The organism is Pantoea sp. AS142, from assembly GCF_037152305.1.
Classification (GTDB): Bacteria; Pseudomonadota; Gammaproteobacteria; order Enterobacterales; family Enterobacteriaceae; genus Pantoea.
Window position 1 is genome coordinate 54,539 of record NZ_JBBCMO010000009.1, and the last position, 17,285, is coordinate 71,823.

Genomic DNA, 17,285 nt, shown 5'->3' on the forward strand with positions numbered 1-17,285 from the left:
CGATCCAGCGGACTCAACCCTGCGGGGACATTTTTTTGGTTCGCCTTGTTGGCAAGGCGGTGGCCGGATCCTCTGGCCAGGGATGTTTTGGATAACGTCCCTTCATCTCTTTCCTGACGTCCGGCCAGGCACCTCGCCAGAACGCCGCCAGATCGCGGGTGATCTGCAACGGGCGCTGGGCGGGCGATAACAGCTCCAGCACCAGCGGAATGCGTCCTTCCGCCACCGTGGGATTACGCGCTTCGCCAAACATCTCCTGAATCCTTACTGCCAGCGCGGGCGGCTTATCCGCATCATAGCGAATCGGCAGCCGGCTTCCGGTCGGCACAGTGTAATGAGTTGGCAGCACAGTATCCAGCCGCTGACGTTGTGACCATGTGAGTAAATGTAATAGCGCGGTGGTCAGGTTGACTGCCTGCAGGCTCCGCAGATCGCGCACCGCTGACATCTGCGGCAACAGCCACTGTGGCAGGCTCTCAAGCAGGCTTTCGTCATCCGTGGCGGGCCAGCTCTCTTCCGGCAGCCACTGCGTCGCACACTGGATGCGCAGGCGCAGCTGTTGGGCGTCCGACGTCCAGCCCAGCACCGACAGACCTTTTTCGGCGATCCAGCGCAGCATGGCTGCGTGCAGCACGTCCGGTTCCGGGCGCGCCATCGGCTGGGTTTTCAGTATCAGCGCGCCAATCTGCTCACGTCTGAACGCACGCAGCGTGCCCTTCTCTTCATCCCACTCTACTTCGGTCCGGCGCTCAATCAATGCGGGATGCTGCTGGCACAGCGCTTCAATATCGACCGGCAGTGCCAGCAACATCCGGGCATCCGGCGTCGCACTGCCCTGCAACAGGGCGGGAGCAATCAGCCACTCATTGCGCGTCAGGCCATCCTGCTCATCGAGTCGGGCACCCAGCCCGTTGGCCAGCTGATAGCGACCGCTCTGATCGCGTCGCCGCGCCAGCCGATCGCCAAACCCCACCGCCAGCAATCCGGCAAAACGATCGTCATCAACCCGGCCACCCCGGATTTTTAGCCGTTGCTGCCACTGCTGCGCCCGCCGCTGCCCGTGAGTTTGTGGCCGATGCAGGGCATCGCGCAGATCGGCGCTGCCGCTACGGGGCGGGTCTTCCAGAATCGCCACCAGCAGCGCGGCGCTGGCGACCGCATCCGGCTCGTCACCCGCGGCACACAGCATGGCGGCGAGTCTCGGATCACATCCCAGCTGCGCCATGCGCCGTCCCAGCGTGTTAAGCATACCGTTGTTGTCCAGTGCACCCAGTCGGGTTAACAACTGTTGCGCAGCAGCAAGATTTCTGGCTGGCGGCCGATCCAGCCACTGCAGTTGTTGCGGCCGGGTACAGCCCCACTGCAGCAGCTCAAGCCACAGTGACGAGAGATCGCTGTTAACGATTTCCGGTTCGCTCTGCGCCGCCGCACGCAATGCCTGCTCCTGAGGCAACAGATGCAGGCAGAGCCCCGGCATCAGTCGTCCGGCGCGACCCGCACGCTGAATCATCGACGCCTGGCTGATTCGCTGGGTCTGCAAGCGCGTCACGCCGCTACGGGCGTCAAACAAAGCGCTCCGTTCCAGCGCACTGTCGACCACCAGCCGAATCCCCTCAATGGTCAGGCTGGTCTCGGCGATATTTGTGGCGAGCACCACTTTGCGCCGTCCGGCGGCAGCGGGCAGAATAGCCAGGCGCTGCGCCGCCAGCGGCAGTGCACCATAGAGCGGTGTCAGATCAACGTCGTCACTGATGCGTGATTCCAGTTCGCGCTTCACCCGTTCGATCTCCGCCACGCCCGGCAGAAACAGCAGCAGTGAACCGCTCTCATCCCGAAGCAGTTGGGCGACTTCACGCGCGACCGCCTCTTCAAAGCGCACGTTCTGATTCAGCGACGCATAACGCCGCTCTACCGGATAGCTGCGCCCTTCTGAAACAATCAGCGGCGCATCTGGCAGCAGCGTCGCCAGCCGGGTATTATCCAGCGTGGCGGACATCAGCATAATCTTCAGGTCATCGCGCAGCCCCTGCTGCACATCGAGCAGCAGCGCCAGCGCCAGATCGGCTTGCAGGCTGCGCTCGTGAAACTCATCGAGGATCACCAGCGACACGCCCTCCAGCATCGGGTCGCGCTGAAGCATGCGCGTGAGCATTCCTTCGGTGACCACTTCCAGCCGGGTCTGTGGCCCGACGCAGCTTTCGCCACGCATCCGGAACCCCACCGTGGCACCCGGCTGTTCGCCAAGCTGCTCCGCCAGCCGCTGCGCCACATTCCGCGCCGCCAGCCGACGTGGCTCCAGCATAATGATCCGTCCCGACAGCGCCCCCTGCTGTAACAACTGCAGGGGCAGCCAGGTCGATTTGCCCGCGCCAGTGGGCGCGGCCAGCAGGATTTGAGAGGCGTCACTCAGCGCCGCCAGGATGTCAGGCAGCACTGCGCTGACCGGTAAATCGCTCACAGCAAACTCCGCTTCTGCCTGTGCTAAGATGGCGCGCATTGTAGCATCCATCCGTGATATTTGCCGGAGAGCGCCATGGCAACACAACGCTTATTTTTTGCCATCAGCCTGCCTGAGGAGATGCAGCAACAGCTGGTGCGCTGGCGGGCCGACACCTTTCCTGCGGAGACGGGCCAGCCGGTGGTCGCGGCCAATCTGCACCTGACGCTGGCGTTTCTGGGTGAGGTCGCGCCGGAAACCTCACAGCGCCTGCAGACGCTGGCCTCACGCATTGTCCAACCCGGCTTTGATCTCGACCTTGATGATGCCGGACACTGGCCGCGTCCCGGGGTGGTCTGGCTCGGCTGCCAGCGTGCGCCACGCGGTCTGTTGCAGCTCGCCAGCCTGCTGCGGGCGCAAGCCGCCCGGCATGGCTGTTACCAGAGCCCCCAGCCGTTTCATCCGCACATCACGCTGTTACGCCACGCTACTCAGCCGGTGTCGTTACCGCCGCGCGGCTTTCACTGGCGTTTTCGCGTCTCCACCTTTTCCCTGTTCGCCTCTGAATATGCCCGGGGCCGTACCCGCTATCGCGCAATGGCCAGCTGGCCCTTACCGTCTCAGGATCCTCATGCACTTCTCTCCGCCCCTTAAACCCGCCCGTCTGATTGCCCGTTACAAACGTTTCCTGGCCGATATCGTCACGCCAGAGGGCAACGTTCTGACGATTCACTGCGCCAATACCGGCGCCATGACCGGCTGCGCCACGCCAGGCGATCGGGTCTGGTATTCGACATCCGACAGCCTGACGCGCAAATACCCCCACAGCTGGGAGCTGACCGAAACGCAACAGGGCCACTGGATCTGCGTCAATACCCTGCGCGCCAACCAGCTGGTGGCTGAAGCACTGGCTCAGGATCGGCTGCCGGCGCTGGCCGGTTACGCCCATCGTCAGGCGGAAGTGAAGTATGGCAGTGAAAAAAGCAGAATTGATTTCCTGCTCAAAGCAGAGGCCCGACGCAACTGCTATATTGAGGTGAAATCCGTAACCCTTCTACATGAAGGCAAAGGTTATTTTCCGGATGCGGTGACGATCCGAGGACAGAAACACCTGCGTGAACTGGCGACAGTCGCGGCAGAGGGTCATCGGGCCGTTTTGTTGTTTGCCGTTTTGCACTCGGGGATTGAGGACGTTTCCCCGGCACGTCACATTGATGTGGCGTATGCAGAACAACTGGCTCAGGCGCAACAGGAGGGCGTAGAGGTGTTAGCGTATCAGGCAGACTTATCGGCGGAGGGAATGTTTCTTAAATCGCCGATCAACGTAACCTTGTAATATCTTTTGCAATTTTATGTGTTAAGAATGTTCTGAGCTAAAGGGCTGATTACGCTGTTCCTCACAGGCTTGTCAAGGTGTGTTCATGAAGAATTGCCAACCCTGACTGCTTCTGTTATTTATAGCGGCCTGTTTTTTTCCCCAATGGGGGATCGATGTACCCCGCAGACGTCAAATACAGGCTGGCAGCAAGGCCCCTGCGAGACGAAATTCGAAGGGTATAGTGCGTGTTATCCAGGAGAAGCAACATGCAAGAAGGTCAAAACCGTAAAACATCGTCCCTGAGTATTCTCTCTATCGCTGGAGTTGAACCTTATCAGGTGAAGCCTGGCGAAGAGTATATGAACGACGCGCAGCTGACCCATTTTCGCAAGATTCTGGAAGCCTGGCGTAATCAATTGCGGGACGAAGTCGATCGTACCGTATCGCATATGCAGGATGAAGCCGCTAACTTCCCGGACCCGGTTGACCGTGCCGCGCAGGAAGAGGAGTTCAGCCTGGAGCTGCGTAACCGCGATCGCGAACGTAAACTGATTAAAAAGATCGAGAAAACGCTGAAGAAAGTCGAAGATGACGACTTCGGCTATTGCGATTCCTGTGGCGTTGAGATTGGTATCCGCCGTCTCGAAGCACGTCCTACTGCCGATCTCTGCATCGACTGTAAGACGTTAGCAGAAATTCGTGAGAAACAAATGGCCGGCTGATGCCGTGTCCAGCCGGTTACCCCGCAGCGGAACAACCGTTGTTCTGTCCGCTGCGGGGTCACTTCTGAAACCTATGTCATCCTCCTGTATCGGTCGCTTCGCCCCTTCTCCCTCTGGTGAACTCCACTTCGGCTCGCTGATTGCTGCGCTGGGAAGTTACCTGAGCGCCCGCGCGCAAAACGGCGTCTGGCGGGTGAGGATTGAAGATATCGATCCGCCACGAGAAGTGCCGGGTGCCGCCAGCCGTATCCTGCATCAGCTGGAACATTACGGATTAGCGTGGGATGGAGAGGTGCTGTGGCAGTCACAGCGTCATGAGGCCTACCGCGAGGCGCTGGCCTGGCTGCAGCAGCATCGGCAGAGCTATTTCTGCACCTGTTCCCGGCGGCGTATTCAGCAGATTGGCGGGTTCTATGATGGTTACTGTCGTGAACGGCAACGCGGACCGGAAAATGCCGCGCTGCGGTTACGCCAGCATGCACCGGTCTTTGCGTTTGACGATAGGCTGCGCGGCCGCACCGAGGCAGACAGACGACTGGCACAGGAAGATTTTATTATCCATCGCCGTGATGGCCTGTTTGCCTACAATCTGGCAGTCGTCGTCGATGATCATTTTCAGGGCATCACCGAAGTGGTACGCGGCGCAGATTTGATTGAGCCAACGGTGCGACAGATTGCGCTCTATCAGCAATTTGGCTGGCCGGTGCCCGCCTGGCTGCATCTGCCGCTGGCGCTTAACCACGATGGCAATAAGTTGTCGAAGCAGAATCATGCCCCTGCGCTACCGGATAGCGATGCCAGACCGCTGCTGGTGGCGGCGTTACGCTTCCTGGGACAGCCTGTTTCAGGCGGCTGGCAGGACTTAACGCAGGACAAACTGCTGTCTGATGCGGTGTCGCAGTGGAATATGGCTTTGATGCCGCAACAGAACGCCCTGAAACCGGATGCGTAGACAACAGCATTCTCAAACGGTTCTCAACAGGCTATGATTAGCCGCTGATTTTACCTACACCCTAATTGCCACTGTCGAGGTGTCCCATTTTTACCCGAGTAGCTAATTTTTGCCGGAAAGTCCTGAAGCGTGATGAAGAGGAAGCCCCAGCAGAGGTTGAACCAGAGCATCTGATGACCATCATCCCTCGTGAAAGCCACACCATCTCACGTAAAGACATCAGCGAAAATGCCCTCAAAGTGCTCTATCGCCTGAACAAAGCCGGTTATGAAGCCTATCTGGTAGGCGGTGGTGTGCGCGATTTGCTACTGGGGCAAAAACCCAAAGATTTCGACGTGACCACCAACGCCACGCCTGAGCAAATGCGCAAGCTGTTTCGCAACTGTCGCCTGGTCGGCCGTCGTTTCCGTCTGGCACACGTGATGTTTGGCCCGGAAGTGATCGAAGTCGCCACCTTCCGCGGACATCATCAGGCGGAAGAGCCGGAAGAGGATCGCAACAGTTCCCAGCGCGCCCAGAGCGGCATGTTGCTGCGTGACAATATCTTCGGCTCTATCGAAGATGATGCCCAGCGCCGCGATCTCACCATCAACAGCCTCTACTACAGCGTGGCCGATTTCAGCGTGCGTGACTATGTAGGCGGCATCAGCGATCTCGAACAGGGCATCATTCGTCTGATTGGCGATCCGGAAACACGCTACCGCGAAGATCCCGTTCGCATGCTGCGCGTTGCACGCTTTGCCGCCAAACTCAATATGAGCATTGCGCCGGAAACCGCTGAGCCGATACCACGTCTGGCCTCGCTGTTGCGTGATATTCCGCCCGCTCGCCTGTTTGAAGAATCGCTGAAAATGTTACAGGCAGGCTACGGCTACAGCACTTATCTCAAGCTGTGTGAATATCAGCTGTTCCAGCCGCTGTTCCCGACGCTGGCGCGCAACTTTACGGAAAGCAGTGATAGCCATATGGAGAGGATGCTGGCGCAGGTGCTGAAAAACACCGATAACCGCATTCACAACGACATGCGCGTTAACCCGGCGTTCCTGTTTGCAGCGATGTTCTGGTATCCGCAGCTTGAAACAGCAGAACGCATTGCGCAGGAAAGTGGCCTGACCTATTTCGAAGCCTTTGCGATGGCGATGAACGATACGCTGGACGAAGCCTGCCGTGCGCTGGCGATTCCGAAACGTATTACTTCGCTGATCCGTGATATCTGGCTGCTGCAGTTACGCATGTCGCGCCGTCACGGTAAACGAGCCTGGAAACTGATGGAACATCCGAAATTCCGCGCCGCTTACGATCTGCTGGCGCTGCGAGCGGAAGTGGAGAATAACCCGGAATTGCTGCGGCTGAGCCAGTGGTGGGGGGAATTCCAGGTGGCTGCGCCGCCGCATCAGAAAAACATGCTGAATAATCTGGGTGACGATCCGGTGCCGCGCCATAAATCGCGTCGTCCGCGCCGCCGTCCTTCCGCGCCGCGTCGTGACAACCAGAATGTCTCATGACACGGGTTTACCTCGCGTTAGGCAGTAATCTGGCCGATCCGCTGCATCAGGTTGATGCCGCGCTGAGGGCACTTGATGCGTTGCCGCAGACGCAACGCATCGCCACCTCACCGTTCTACCGCACGCCGCCTTATGGCCCACCCGATCAACCCGATTTTCTCAATGCCGCCGTGGCGCTGGAGACCGATCTCAGCGCAGAAGCACTGCTTGACCATACCCAGCGGATTGAGCGGGAGCATGGCCGGGTGCGCAAGGCAGAACGCTGGGGGCCGCGGACGCTGGATATCGATCTGATGCTGTTTGGCGAGGCGCAAATCAACACGGAGCGGCTAATTGTGCCGCACTATGATCTGCTGAATCGCGCTTTTATGCTGGTGCCGCTGCTGGCGGTTGCGCCGGACGCCCGCTTACCCGATGGCCGGGCACTCAGCACCATTCTGGCCACCCTCGACAGTAGCAGCATCGCCCTGTGGCACCCCTGAACAGACAAATACACATCTCTGATTCCGCTCTTTAACGCTATCCAGTAAACTGCGCCCATCAGAATTCCTGAGTTGAGAGCGCCATGAAAACCACCACGATTTCACATCTGCGTCAGGCGAAAGCCAGCGGTAAAAAATTCGCGACGCTGACCGCCTACGATTTCAGTTTTGCCCGTCTGTTTGCCGATGAAGGCATACAGGTACTGCTGGTTGGTGATTCTTTAGGGATGACGGTACAGGGGCATGATTCCACCCTGCCGGTCACGGTCAGCGACATCGCCTATCACACCGCCGCCGTGCGCCGTGGCGCGCCACAGGCACTGTTGCTGGCCGACCTGCCGTTTATGAGTTATGCCACACCACAACAGACCTTTGACAACGCTGCACAGCTGATGCGTGCCGGTGCCAACATGGTGAAACTGGAAGGCGGCAGCTGGCTGGCTGAGACAGTGCTGATGCTGACCGAACGGGCCGTGCCGGTGTGTGGTCATCTTGGCCTGACACCGCAGTCGGTGAATATCTTTGGCGGCTATAAAGTGCAGGGCCGTGATGAAGCCGGAGCAGAGCAACTGTTGGCCGATGCGCTGGCGCTGGAAGCCGCCGGCGCACAGCTGATGGTGCTGGAATGCGTACCGGTGTCGGTGGCGCAGCGGATTACCCACGCGCTCACCATCCCGGTAATCGGTATCGGTGCCGGTAACGTCACCGATGGTCAGATTCTGGTGATGCATGACGCACTGGGCGTGACCGGCGGCCATATTCCCAAATTTGCCAAAAATTTCCTGGCGGAGACCGGCGACGTTCGCGCGGCAATTCGCCACTATATCGCCGACGTTGAGGCCGGTACTTACCCGGCGGCAGAGCACAGTTTCCAGTAATCCAGGAGAGTCACCGTGTTGATCATTGAAACGCTGCTGATGCTGCGCCATGACGTCCGTCGCTGGCGCCAGCAGGGTAAACGCATTGCGCTGGTGCCCACCATGGGCAACCTGCATGAAGGACATCTGACGCTGGTGGATGAAGCACGGGCGCGCGGCGACATCGTGATTGTTTCGATCTTTGTTAATCCGATGCAGTTCGATCGCGCCGATGATTTAGCGCGCTACCCGCGTACGCTGCAGGAAGATTGTGAAAAGCTGAACCGCCATAAAGTTGACGTGGTCTTTGCTCCCTCACCTGCTGAAGTCTATCCGCAGGGCGCTCAGAATCAGACCTTTGTTGAGGTGCCTGTGCTCTCTTCCCTTCTGGAAGGGGCCACGCGTCCAGGCCATTTTCGCGGCGTGGCGACCATCGTCAGCAAACTGTTTAATCTGGTGCAGCCTGATATTGCCTGTTTCGGTGAAAAGGATTTTCAGCAGCTGGCTATCATTCGTAAGATGGTGGCTGATATGGGCGTCGACATTGAGATTGTTGGCGTGCCAACTGTACGGGCGAAAGATGGCCTGGCGCTGAGTTCGCGCAACGGCTATCTGACGGCAGATGAGCGTAAGCTGGCCCCGGCGCTAAGCCAGGTCATGCACCAGATGGCTCAGCGGCTGGAGAACGGCGAGCGTCACATTGAAGAGATCATCGAGGCGGCCAGTGAGGCACTGCTGGCACAGGGATTGCGTCCTGACGGCCTGGCGATTTGTGATGCGGAAACGCTACAGCCGCTCACGGTGGACAGCCAGCGTGCTGTGGTGCTGATGGCCGCCTGGCTGGGCAAAGCCCGCCTGATTGATAATCAAACCGTTGACCTGACGCAGTAACTACGCCTGCTGCAGGTTATTTTTTTCTCTGACAAGGTTTCTGGCTATGATTCGCACAGTTCTGCAAGGCAAATTGCACCGCGTAAAGGTGACGCAGGCGGACCTCAATTATGAAGGTTCCTGCGCTATCGATCAGGATTTCCTGGATGCTTCCGGCATTCTGCAATATGAAGCGATCGATATTTATAACGTCACCAACGGTCAGCGCTTTTCCACCTACGCTATCGCGGCTGAGCGTGGCTCGAAAATTATTTCTGTCAACGGTGCGGCCGCGCGCTGCGCCTGCGAAGGCGATATTTTAATTATCTGCTCTTATGTGCAGGTAGAAGATGCCGAAGCGCGTCAATGGCAGCCTAAGGTCGCCTATTTTGAAGGTGACAACCAGATGAAGCGTCTGGCGAAAGCGCTGCCCGTGCAGATCGCCTGATTAAGAAAGGGCCGCCGGTAAAACGGACGGCCCTTTTCATTTCTGCTTCCGCAATTAAACCGGTTTGGTTGTCATTGGCATCGATGACTTTTTCATCGTTAAGAGGAAATTAAACCCGCCGCGTTTTCTCATCAGACACACTGTCCACGCCAACGCCATCATAAACGCCGAAATAAACTTCAGGTCATTCACCCAGGCTGACGGGCTTTCAAACTTCACAATCTTACTGAAGAACTGAATTTCCAGATAATGCGACAGGTAGAAGACGATAGAATTGAGGCCAATGTAGCAGACCAGTTCAGACTTCAGCTTCAGCGCAATCCAGACAAAAAACAGAACCGATAATAGTGCAAGCGGTGATAATAACGCCTGGGAATGAGGGTCCGGTACAAAGATATTCAGGCAGGAGAGTGGCACAAAACTGATCACTGAAATAAACAGCGTCAGGCCATGCTGCAGTTTCCCCGCGATCTCTCCCTGCTTTCTTACCACGTAATCGCCAGGATAGAAGAAAACAAATAGATACAGTGATTTGTTAATAGGCGCATTGTTGAAGCTGGCAAACACATCATCAGCGTCAATCGCCGGCAGCGCCCCGCTCAGTGTCATAGAGAAGGCAAATACCAGCAGGAATGGCAAATGACGGGCAAAGATAATCACAATAAAGAAGATAAACAGCGAATGCAGGAATCAGGTGATATCTCCGCCACCTGCCAGATGGGAAAGAATAATATTCATCGGTGATTGCGGCGTATTTCCATCGAACTGAACACGATTTTTAACCCGCCTTAGACTGTGACGCCTATCACAAACGGATAAATAATTCAGACCATCTTGTTATTAAAACAAGCACCCAGGCCTTTTCTCAACCCGGCATCGACAAATAAACCAGAAACAAAGCACATCAGTCCCCGTCTTACCGGTGAAATTATCTCATTTAACAGGCTACCGAAGGCGGTAAAATGTCCGGCATTATTATGTACGTCGATAGTGCCATGCAAAAAAATGATTGCGAGAATACTTAATCCACACAGATTATCAATCCATGTTATACGATTCATCCCTTCCTGCTTTTGACTAAAAAACGCCCCCAGGTAGAAGTCATTTTTCTTATCGAAAACACCACTTATCCATTTCATCCCTGAACAGAGAAATAACCTTATTTCGGCAGTATTTTTATAATTCACACTGAAAACCAATAACCGCCCTACGAGGCTATCCTTAAAAAGATTTAATAATTTAAAATCATTAAGATAGCGGCATTAGCTACATTACTATCAGATAATAATCAGGGCTATTGTTTGCCAGAAGAATGAAGGTGAGGCTATTACCAATGGCGGAGACCAAAAAAGCGATGAGGCAGCAATTAATGCCATTCTCAAGACCAGTCGCAACCCTAATTGTGGCTATCTTTATCCACTCAAAAAAAAGCCACGCCCTTATCGCAGCGTGGCCCTTACCATTCAATTTATTCTCAGGTGCGTAATCCGCGACCGCGCTGAATCAGCGCATAGACCAGCCAGTAGAAAACCAGAATAAAGGCTATCAGTACCGAGAGGGTAAACACCAGCGGCACATCATTAATGCCGAGGAAGCCATAACGGAAGCCGCTAATCATATAAACAATTGGATTGAGTTTAGAGACAGCCTGCCAGATCGGCGGCAGCAGACTCAGTGAATAGAATACGCCGCCCAGATAGGTCAGTGGTGTCAGCACAAAGGTCGGGATCAGGCTGATATCGTCAAAGGTGCGCGCAAAGACAGCATTCAACAAACCCGCGAGTGAAAACAGAATTGCAGTCAGCAGCAGTGTGATCGCCACCATTGCCCAGGAATGCACGTGGAACGGCACAAAGAACAGCGAGATGGCCGTCACCAAAATACCTACGCAGACACCACGCGCGACGCCGCCGCCAACATAACCGGCAATAATAATGTGGGTCGGCACCGGCGCGACCAGCAACTCTTCTATGTTGCGCTGGAACTTAGCGCTGAAGAACGACGACGCCACGTTGGCATAGGCGTTGGTGATGACCGCCATCATGATCAATCCCGGCACGATGAACTGCATATAGCTGAAGCCGTGCATCTCACCGATGCGCGACCCAATCAGGTTGCCAAAGATGATGAAATAGAGCGTCATGGTGATCACCGGCGGCACCAGCGTCTGAATCCAGATACGGGCGAAACGGTTAACCTCTTTGGCCCAGATACTCTTCAGCGCCACCCAGTACAGATGTGTCATGCTTTTGCTCCTGTTTTTCCCTGCGTCGTCAGGCCAACGAATAGCTCTTCCAGACGGTTGGCTTTATTGCGCATACTCAGTACCTGCACACCCTGTGCGCTAAGCTGGCTGAAAACGCTGTTAAGCCCCTGCTCACGCAGCACTTCCACTTCGAGCGTTGAGGTATCGGTCAGCCGGTACTGAAACCCTTCCAGCTTAGGCAGTGGACTGCGCGGTGCCAGATCCAGGATAAAGGTTTCTGATTTGAGCTTGGAGAGCAGCGCTTTCATCGAGGTGTTCTCTACCAGCTCACCGCTCTGGATGATGCCGATGTTGCGGCACAGCATCTCCGCCTCTTCCAGATAGTGGGTTGTCAGAATAATGGTGGTGCCTTTAGCATTGAGATCTTTCAGGAACACCCACATTGAGCGTCGAAGTTCGATATCGACCCCGGCCGTGGGTTCATCCAGAATCAGCAGTTTAGGCTCATGCATCAGTGCGCGGGCGATCATCAGGCGGCGCTTCATCCCGCCTGAGAGCATGCGCGCACGTTCACTGCGTTTGCCCCACAGATCGAGCTGCTTCAGATACTTCTCTGCCCGCTCGTTGGCTTCACGACGCTCGACGCCGTAATAACCCGCCTGGTTAACAACGATTTGCATCACCGTCTCAAACGGGTTGAAGTTAAATTCCTGCGGCACCAGGCCAAGCTGACGTTTGGCATTCACCACATCTTTTTCCAGATCGTAGCCAAACACCCGCACGCTACCCTCGGATTTGTTAACCAGCGAACTGATGATGCCAATGGTGGTTGATTTACCGGCACCGTTTGGTCCCAGCAGCGCATAAAAGTCACCCGCTTCAACGTTAAGATCGATGCCCTTCAGCGCCTGCACGCCGCCGGGATAGGTCTTGGTTAGCCGGGAAAGTTCCAGTGCATAAGTCATTCTGCATCCATACCCTGTTTTGATGGCATTGCAATGCCGTTTAAATTTATCAGGCCCTGGCATATAGTACGCGCGCGCACTCTGCGCAGTAACCGGTCGCTCAACGCCATGACAGACATCAATACCCTGATCAGAAACAACCGCGAATGGTCAAAATTGCTGGTTGAAGAAGATCCCAGCTTTTTTGAGCGGCTCGCCCAGACGCAAAAACCGCGCTTCCTGTGGATTGGCTGTTCTGACAGCCGTGTTCCTGCCGAACGTCTGACCGGACTGGAACCGGGCGAACTTTTCGTTCACCGCAACGTTGCCAATCTGGTGATCCACACCGATCTGAATTGTCTCTCCGTAGTGCAGTACGCTATCGAAGTGCTGGAAGTGGAACACGTTATCGTGTGCGGCCACTACGGCTGCGGGGGTGTGCAGGCGGCGATGGATAATCCGGAGCTGGGATTAATCGACAACTGGCTGCTGCACATCCGCGACCTCTGGTACAAGCATAGCGTGTTGCTGGGGGAACTCTCGCCGGATAAGCGCCTGGACAAACTGTGCGAAATCAACGTTATTGAACAAGTCTATAACCTGGGGCACTCGACCGTCCTGCAATCGGCGTGGAAACGCGGAAAGAATGTCTCCCTGCACGGCTGGGTATACGGCATTCAGGACGGCTGTCTGCGTAACCTTGACGTTACGGCAAACAGCCGGGAGACCCTTGAGCAGCGCTACCGTCACGGCATTGCTAATCTGTAGCTGGACGGCGAGGCCTGAGCCGATCGCGGCGTAAAGCGCAACATAGCCTACACCAGGCAACAGGTGCAGGCCCTGGAAGAATGTGCGGTCAGAACGGTATCAGGATTCCAGCGGCACCACTTTGCCGATATAAGGCAGATGACGATAGTGCTGAGCATAGTCGATACCAAAGCCCACCACGAACTCATCCGGAATAGCAAAGCCGACATACTCCACGTTCACCTCGACTTCACGGCGCTCTGGTTTATCCAGCAGGGTACAGATCGCCAGTGATTTGGGCTGACGCAGCCGCAGAATCTCACGCACTTTGCTCAGGGTGTTACCGGAGTCGATGATATCTTCGACGATCAGCACATCCTTGCCACGAATGTCTTCATCCAGGTCTTTCAGGATTTTCACATCACGCGTGCTGGACATGCCGCTGCCGTAACTGGATGCCGTCATAAAGTCGACTTCATGTGGCACATGAATGGCGCGACAGAGATCAGCCATAAACATAAAGGAGCCGCGCAGCAGCCCCACCAGCACCATATCGCTGCCGCTGTCGCGGTAGTGGTCGTTAATCTCTTTGCCCAGCTCAGCGATGCGCGTGGCGATTGCCTGTTCAGGGATCATCACTTCAACAGTGTGTTTCATTGCGTTCAGCCCGGTTACGTCAGAAAAGCCCGGAAGTCTATCATAGACACAGGCGTGACGGCTGTGCGGCACCACAAGCAAACGATTACGTCGCGAAAATTATTAGCCGCAGCCTGACGGTGGCTGAAATGCGCATTACCTTAGAACATTCTGGCATTTACCAGCATGATTCGCTGCGTGGTAGCCTTTATCCAACAGATCGTTACCCTACTCGTGCCGCAGGCCGGAGATCACAATGACCTCATCTTCAAGCAAACGAACACATATCGGCGACAGGCCGCTGCACCCTGAAACGCAGATGCTGAACTATGGCTATGATCCTCGCCTCTCTGAGGGTGCAGTGAAGCCACCGGTGTTTCTGACCTCGACCTTTGTCTTTGACAGCGCTGAAGAGGGGCGGGATTTCTTTGATTACGTCTCTGGCCGACGTGAGCCACCGGAAGGTAAATCGGGCGGGCTGGTCTATTCCCGTTTTAACCACCCTAACAGCGAAATCGTTGAAGATCGTCTGGCAGTCTATGAGCAGGCAGAGAGCTGTTCGCTTTTCTCTTCCGGCATGGCCGCCATCTCCACTGCCCTGCTAACATTTGCCCGTCCGGGCGAGGTGATTCTGCACTCCCAGCCGCTCTATGGCGGCACCGAAACCCTGCTCAGCAAGACGCTGCACAATCTGGATATTCAGGCAGTGGGTTTCAGCGACGGGAATGATGACGTCACAGTGCGTAAAGCCGCTCAGCAGGCGATGGCCCAGGGCCGGGTGGCGGTAATCCTGATTGAAACACCGGCGAATCCTACTAACAGCCTGGTCAATATTCGTCTGATGGCGCGCATCGCCGATGAGATTGACCAGCAACAGGGATCACGCCCGATTATCGCCTGTGACAACACCCTGCTCGGCCCGCTGTTCCAGCAGCCGCTGATGTTGGGCGCAGACCTGTCGCTCTACTCGCTGACAAAGTATGTGGGCGGTCACTCTGACCTGATTGCGGGCGCGGCGATGGGCAGTAAAACACTGATGGCGAAAGTGCGCGCCCTGAGGAGCGCAATCGGCACGCAGCTTGACCCGCATTCAAGCTGGATGCTCAGCCGCTCGCTGGAAACGCTGTCGCTGCGAATGGAGAAAGCCTGGCAGAATGCGGAAGCGGTCGCAGCGTTTCTGCGCGATCACCCGAAAGTGGCGAAGCTGCACTGGCTGCCCTATCTTGATGCGGAGAGCGCCGAAGGGAAAACGTATCGTGAGCAGTGTAGCGGCGCCGGTTCGACCTTCTCATTTGATATCATCGGCGGTCAGCCCGCTGCGTTTCGTTTTCTCAATGCGCTGTCGCTGTTTAAGCAGGCGGTGAGTCTGGGCGGCACCGAATCACTGGCCAGTCATCCTGGCAGCACCACCCACTCCGGCGTGCCGCAGGCGGTGCGTCAGCGTATTGGCATTACTGACGCCACGGTGCGGCTGTCGATTGGCATTGAGAACGCTGGCGACCTGATTGAAGATGTGAAGCTGGCGCTGGATCAGGCGTGATCAGCTCACAGTAAAGCCCAGCATCATGCCGGTGTCTTCATGCTCCAGCAGATGACAGTGGGCCATATAAGCGTGCTCGGCGGCGGCGACATAGTTGAAGCGTACCAGCACTTCACTTCGCCAGCCGTCGACATTCACCATATCTTTCCAGCCCTGACGATGAGGGGCCGGAGGTTTGCCGTTCTCGGAGAGAATACGGAACTGGGTACCGTGAATGTGGAACGGATGCAGCATCGCGTCACCTTCACCGGAAATGGTCCACTTCTCATAATCACCCAGCTTCACCGCAAACGACGGCTTCGTCATATCAAAAGCCTGGCCATTAATCTTGTTGCCGTTCCGGAAATCGTAACCTGCGGGCTGTGCCATGCCGTGCATGCTGTGATCCCTGTTTTCCATCGGCGGCATCGGCTGTGCAGCCGTTTTTTCGTGCATCTGCGGCATCGCGTGATGAGTGCCGTTACCCATCGCTTTTTCGCCGTAGCGCTGCATCAGCGCCTGCATTCCCTGTTGATCCAGCTGCGGGTCCATCATCAGCTGTAGCCAGCGTGTCGTCAGCCCATCGGTTGATAGCAGCGCGGGCAACGTTGCCAGCTGATCTGGCAGCGTGGCGCTGGCCATCACCCGCAGCGGCAGGATCTGAACCAGGGGCAGAGGCTGGTCAAACGGCGGCAGCGTCATGCCCATCTGTTCGGTCGGCAACGTCATCAGATCAAAGCTCTTACCGTCAGAGGTATCGATCATCACCTCAAAACGCTCGCCCGGCAGGATTGGCAGCGCGTCGAGCTTCACCGGCTCAGCCAGCAGGCCACCATCGCTGGCGATCACATAGAGAGGACGGCGATCGCTGGCGGCGATGTGCAGCGAACGGGCATTACAACCGTTGAGCAGACGCAGACGCAACCAGCCGCGCGGCACTGCATGCTGCGGATACTGGACGCCATTGGTCAGCATCATGTCACCAAACCAGCCTACCGCCGCGCGCATCACGTCGAGCTGATAATCGATGCGGCTGCCCTCTTTGGTCAGCTGTTTATCCTGAAAAATCAGTGGCACATCATCTACGCCCCACTGCGTGGGCAATCGCAGTGTTCCGCTCTCTTTGTCTTCCAGCAGGATCAATCCCGCCAGCCCCTGCGCCACCTGATGCCCGGTCTTGCCGTGCTGATGCGGGTGATACCAGCAGGTCGCGGCGGGTTGATCGGGCGTAAAGGAGACCTGACGCGAGCCGCCTGGCGCAATTACCGCCTGCGGGCCACCATCCACTACGCCAGGAATTTCCAGCCCATGCCAGTGCAGGGTTGTCGCTTCGCTGAGCCGGTTATGGATGTTCACCGTCACCGGTTTACCGCTCTGCAACTTCAATACCGGCCCCAGCAGGCTACCGTTATAGCCCCAGGTTGGCACCGCTTTGCCGTTCCACTGGGTGGTGCCCTGCATCGCCGTAAGGCTGTAACTGCCCCTTGCATCGGGTTCCAGCAGAGGCGGGATCGGCAACAGCGGACGAGTGGCAGCCATCAGCGAACGGCTCCAGAGCGGCAGAGCACCAGCTGCACTGAGTGCAGCCGTCATTTTCAAAAAGTATCGTCGTTGCATGATAATCATCCTTGTCACATGGGAA

Annotated in this window: 18 protein-coding genes; 11 read left to right on the forward strand and 7 right to left on the reverse strand. The window is 56.5% G+C overall.

The window, feature by feature from the left end; translation table 11 throughout:
* Nucleotides 1–13: 13 nt before the first annotated feature.
* Nucleotides 14–2,497, reverse strand: a complete 2,484-nt coding sequence (hrpB, locus tag WFO64_RS16175; protein ID WP_337013094.1) for an ATP-dependent helicase HrpB — start codon at nucleotides 2,495–2,497, stop codon at nucleotides 14–16.
* Between the two features lie 36 nt (nucleotides 2,498–2,533).
* Here hrpB and thpR point away from each other — a divergent pair, with 36 nt between their 5' ends.
* The 9 genes from thpR (at nucleotide 2,534) to panD (ending at nucleotide 9,591) form a co-directional block, all read left to right on the forward strand.
* Entirely contained in the window at nucleotides 2,534–3,091 is a 558-nt protein-coding gene (gene thpR, locus WFO64_RS16180) for an RNA 2',3'-cyclic phosphodiesterase (protein ID WP_337013095.1), read from the forward strand.
* A complete protein-coding gene (sfsA, locus tag WFO64_RS16185; RefSeq protein WP_337013096.1) occupies nucleotides 3,069–3,773 on the forward strand; it encodes a DNA/RNA nuclease SfsA in 705 nt (234 codons plus the stop codon). Before thpR ends, sfsA begins: the two co-directional genes overlap by 23 nt.
* A 248-nt stretch (nucleotides 3,774–4,021) precedes the next feature.
* A complete protein-coding gene (gene dksA / locus WFO64_RS16190) occupies nucleotides 4,022–4,477 on the forward strand; it encodes an RNA polymerase-binding protein DksA (protein ID WP_010254035.1) in 456 nt (151 codons plus the stop codon).
* 73 nt (nucleotides 4,478–4,550) lie between these two features.
* Nucleotides 4,551–5,429 (forward strand): tRNA glutamyl-Q(34) synthetase GluQRS, encoded by an 879-nt coding sequence (gene gluQRS / locus WFO64_RS16195; RefSeq protein WP_337013097.1) that lies wholly within the window; start codon nucleotides 4,551–4,553, stop codon nucleotides 5,427–5,429.
* An 86-nt stretch (nucleotides 5,430–5,515) separates the two neighbouring features.
* On the forward strand, nucleotides 5,516–6,934 hold the full coding sequence (gene pcnB / locus WFO64_RS16200; protein WP_337013241.1) for a polynucleotide adenylyltransferase PcnB: 1,419 nt from the start codon (nucleotides 5,516–5,518) through the stop codon (nucleotides 6,932–6,934).
* A complete protein-coding gene (folK, locus tag WFO64_RS16205) occupies nucleotides 6,931–7,416 on the forward strand; it encodes a 2-amino-4-hydroxy-6-hydroxymethyldihydropteridine diphosphokinase (RefSeq protein ID WP_337013098.1) in 486 nt (161 codons plus the stop codon). Before pcnB ends, folK begins: the two co-directional genes overlap by 4 nt.
* A gap of 83 nt (nucleotides 7,417–7,499) precedes the next feature.
* Complete coding sequence (gene panB / locus WFO64_RS16210; RefSeq protein ID WP_337013099.1) at nucleotides 7,500–8,294, forward strand: 3-methyl-2-oxobutanoate hydroxymethyltransferase; 795 nt, start codon at nucleotides 7,500–7,502, stop codon at nucleotides 8,292–8,294.
* A gap of 15 nt (nucleotides 8,295–8,309) precedes the next feature.
* Entirely contained in the window at nucleotides 8,310–9,164 is an 855-nt protein-coding gene (gene panC / locus WFO64_RS16215; protein WP_337013100.1) for a pantoate--beta-alanine ligase, read from the forward strand.
* A 46-nt stretch (nucleotides 9,165–9,210) separates the two neighbouring features.
* The gene (gene panD / locus WFO64_RS16220) at nucleotides 9,211–9,591 is read left to right on the forward strand and encodes an aspartate 1-decarboxylase (RefSeq protein WP_090964354.1); all 381 of its coding nucleotides are present in this window, start codon (nucleotides 9,211–9,213) and stop codon (nucleotides 9,589–9,591) included.
* 54 nt (nucleotides 9,592–9,645) lie between these two features.
* Here panD and WFO64_RS16225 read toward each other — a convergent pair whose 3' ends face one another.
* From WFO64_RS16225 to WFO64_RS16240, 4 genes are all read right to left on the reverse strand, one after another.
* Nucleotides 9,646–10,200, reverse strand: coding sequence for a hypothetical protein (locus WFO64_RS16225; RefSeq protein ID WP_337013101.1), 555 nt, complete (start codon nucleotides 10,198–10,200; stop codon nucleotides 9,646–9,648).
* A gap of 215 nt (nucleotides 10,201–10,415) precedes the next feature.
* Complete coding sequence (locus tag WFO64_RS16230; RefSeq protein WP_337013102.1) at nucleotides 10,416–10,778, reverse strand: hypothetical protein; 363 nt, start codon at nucleotides 10,776–10,778, stop codon at nucleotides 10,416–10,418.
* 287 nt (nucleotides 10,779–11,065) lie between these two features.
* The gene (locus tag WFO64_RS16235) at nucleotides 11,066–11,836 is read right to left on the reverse strand and encodes an ABC transporter permease (protein WP_337013103.1); all 771 of its coding nucleotides are present in this window, start codon (nucleotides 11,834–11,836) and stop codon (nucleotides 11,066–11,068) included.
* Entirely contained in the window at nucleotides 11,833–12,762 is a 930-nt protein-coding gene (locus WFO64_RS16240) for an ABC transporter ATP-binding protein (protein ID WP_283546225.1), read from the reverse strand. The genes WFO64_RS16235 and WFO64_RS16240 overlap by 4 nt, the downstream gene beginning before the upstream one ends.
* Before the next feature lie 108 nt (nucleotides 12,763–12,870).
* Between WFO64_RS16240 and can the strand changes: the two genes are divergently transcribed.
* Nucleotides 12,871–13,509 (forward strand): carbonate dehydratase, encoded by a 639-nt coding sequence (gene can / locus WFO64_RS16245; protein WP_337013104.1) that lies wholly within the window; start codon nucleotides 12,871–12,873, stop codon nucleotides 13,507–13,509.
* A gap of 99 nt (nucleotides 13,510–13,608) precedes the next feature.
* On the opposite strand, the gene hpt is transcribed toward can, so the two are convergent.
* Nucleotides 13,609–14,145 (reverse strand): hypoxanthine phosphoribosyltransferase, encoded by a 537-nt coding sequence (gene hpt / locus WFO64_RS16250; protein WP_337013105.1) that lies wholly within the window; start codon nucleotides 14,143–14,145, stop codon nucleotides 13,609–13,611.
* Nucleotides 14,146–14,380: 235 nt separating this feature from the next.
* On the opposite strand from hpt, the gene WFO64_RS16255 reads away from it, so the two are divergent.
* Nucleotides 14,381–15,664: a cystathionine gamma-synthase family protein gene (locus tag WFO64_RS16255; protein WP_337013106.1), complete on the forward strand. Its 1,284-nt coding sequence runs from the start codon at nucleotides 14,381–14,383 to the stop codon at nucleotides 15,662–15,664.
* Here the strand turns inward: WFO64_RS16255 and cueO are convergent, their stop codons facing one another.
* Nucleotides 15,665–17,260 (reverse strand): multicopper oxidase CueO, encoded by a 1,596-nt coding sequence (gene cueO, locus WFO64_RS16260; RefSeq protein ID WP_337013107.1) that lies wholly within the window; start codon nucleotides 17,258–17,260, stop codon nucleotides 15,665–15,667.
* Nucleotides 17,261–17,285: the final 25 nt, after the last annotated feature.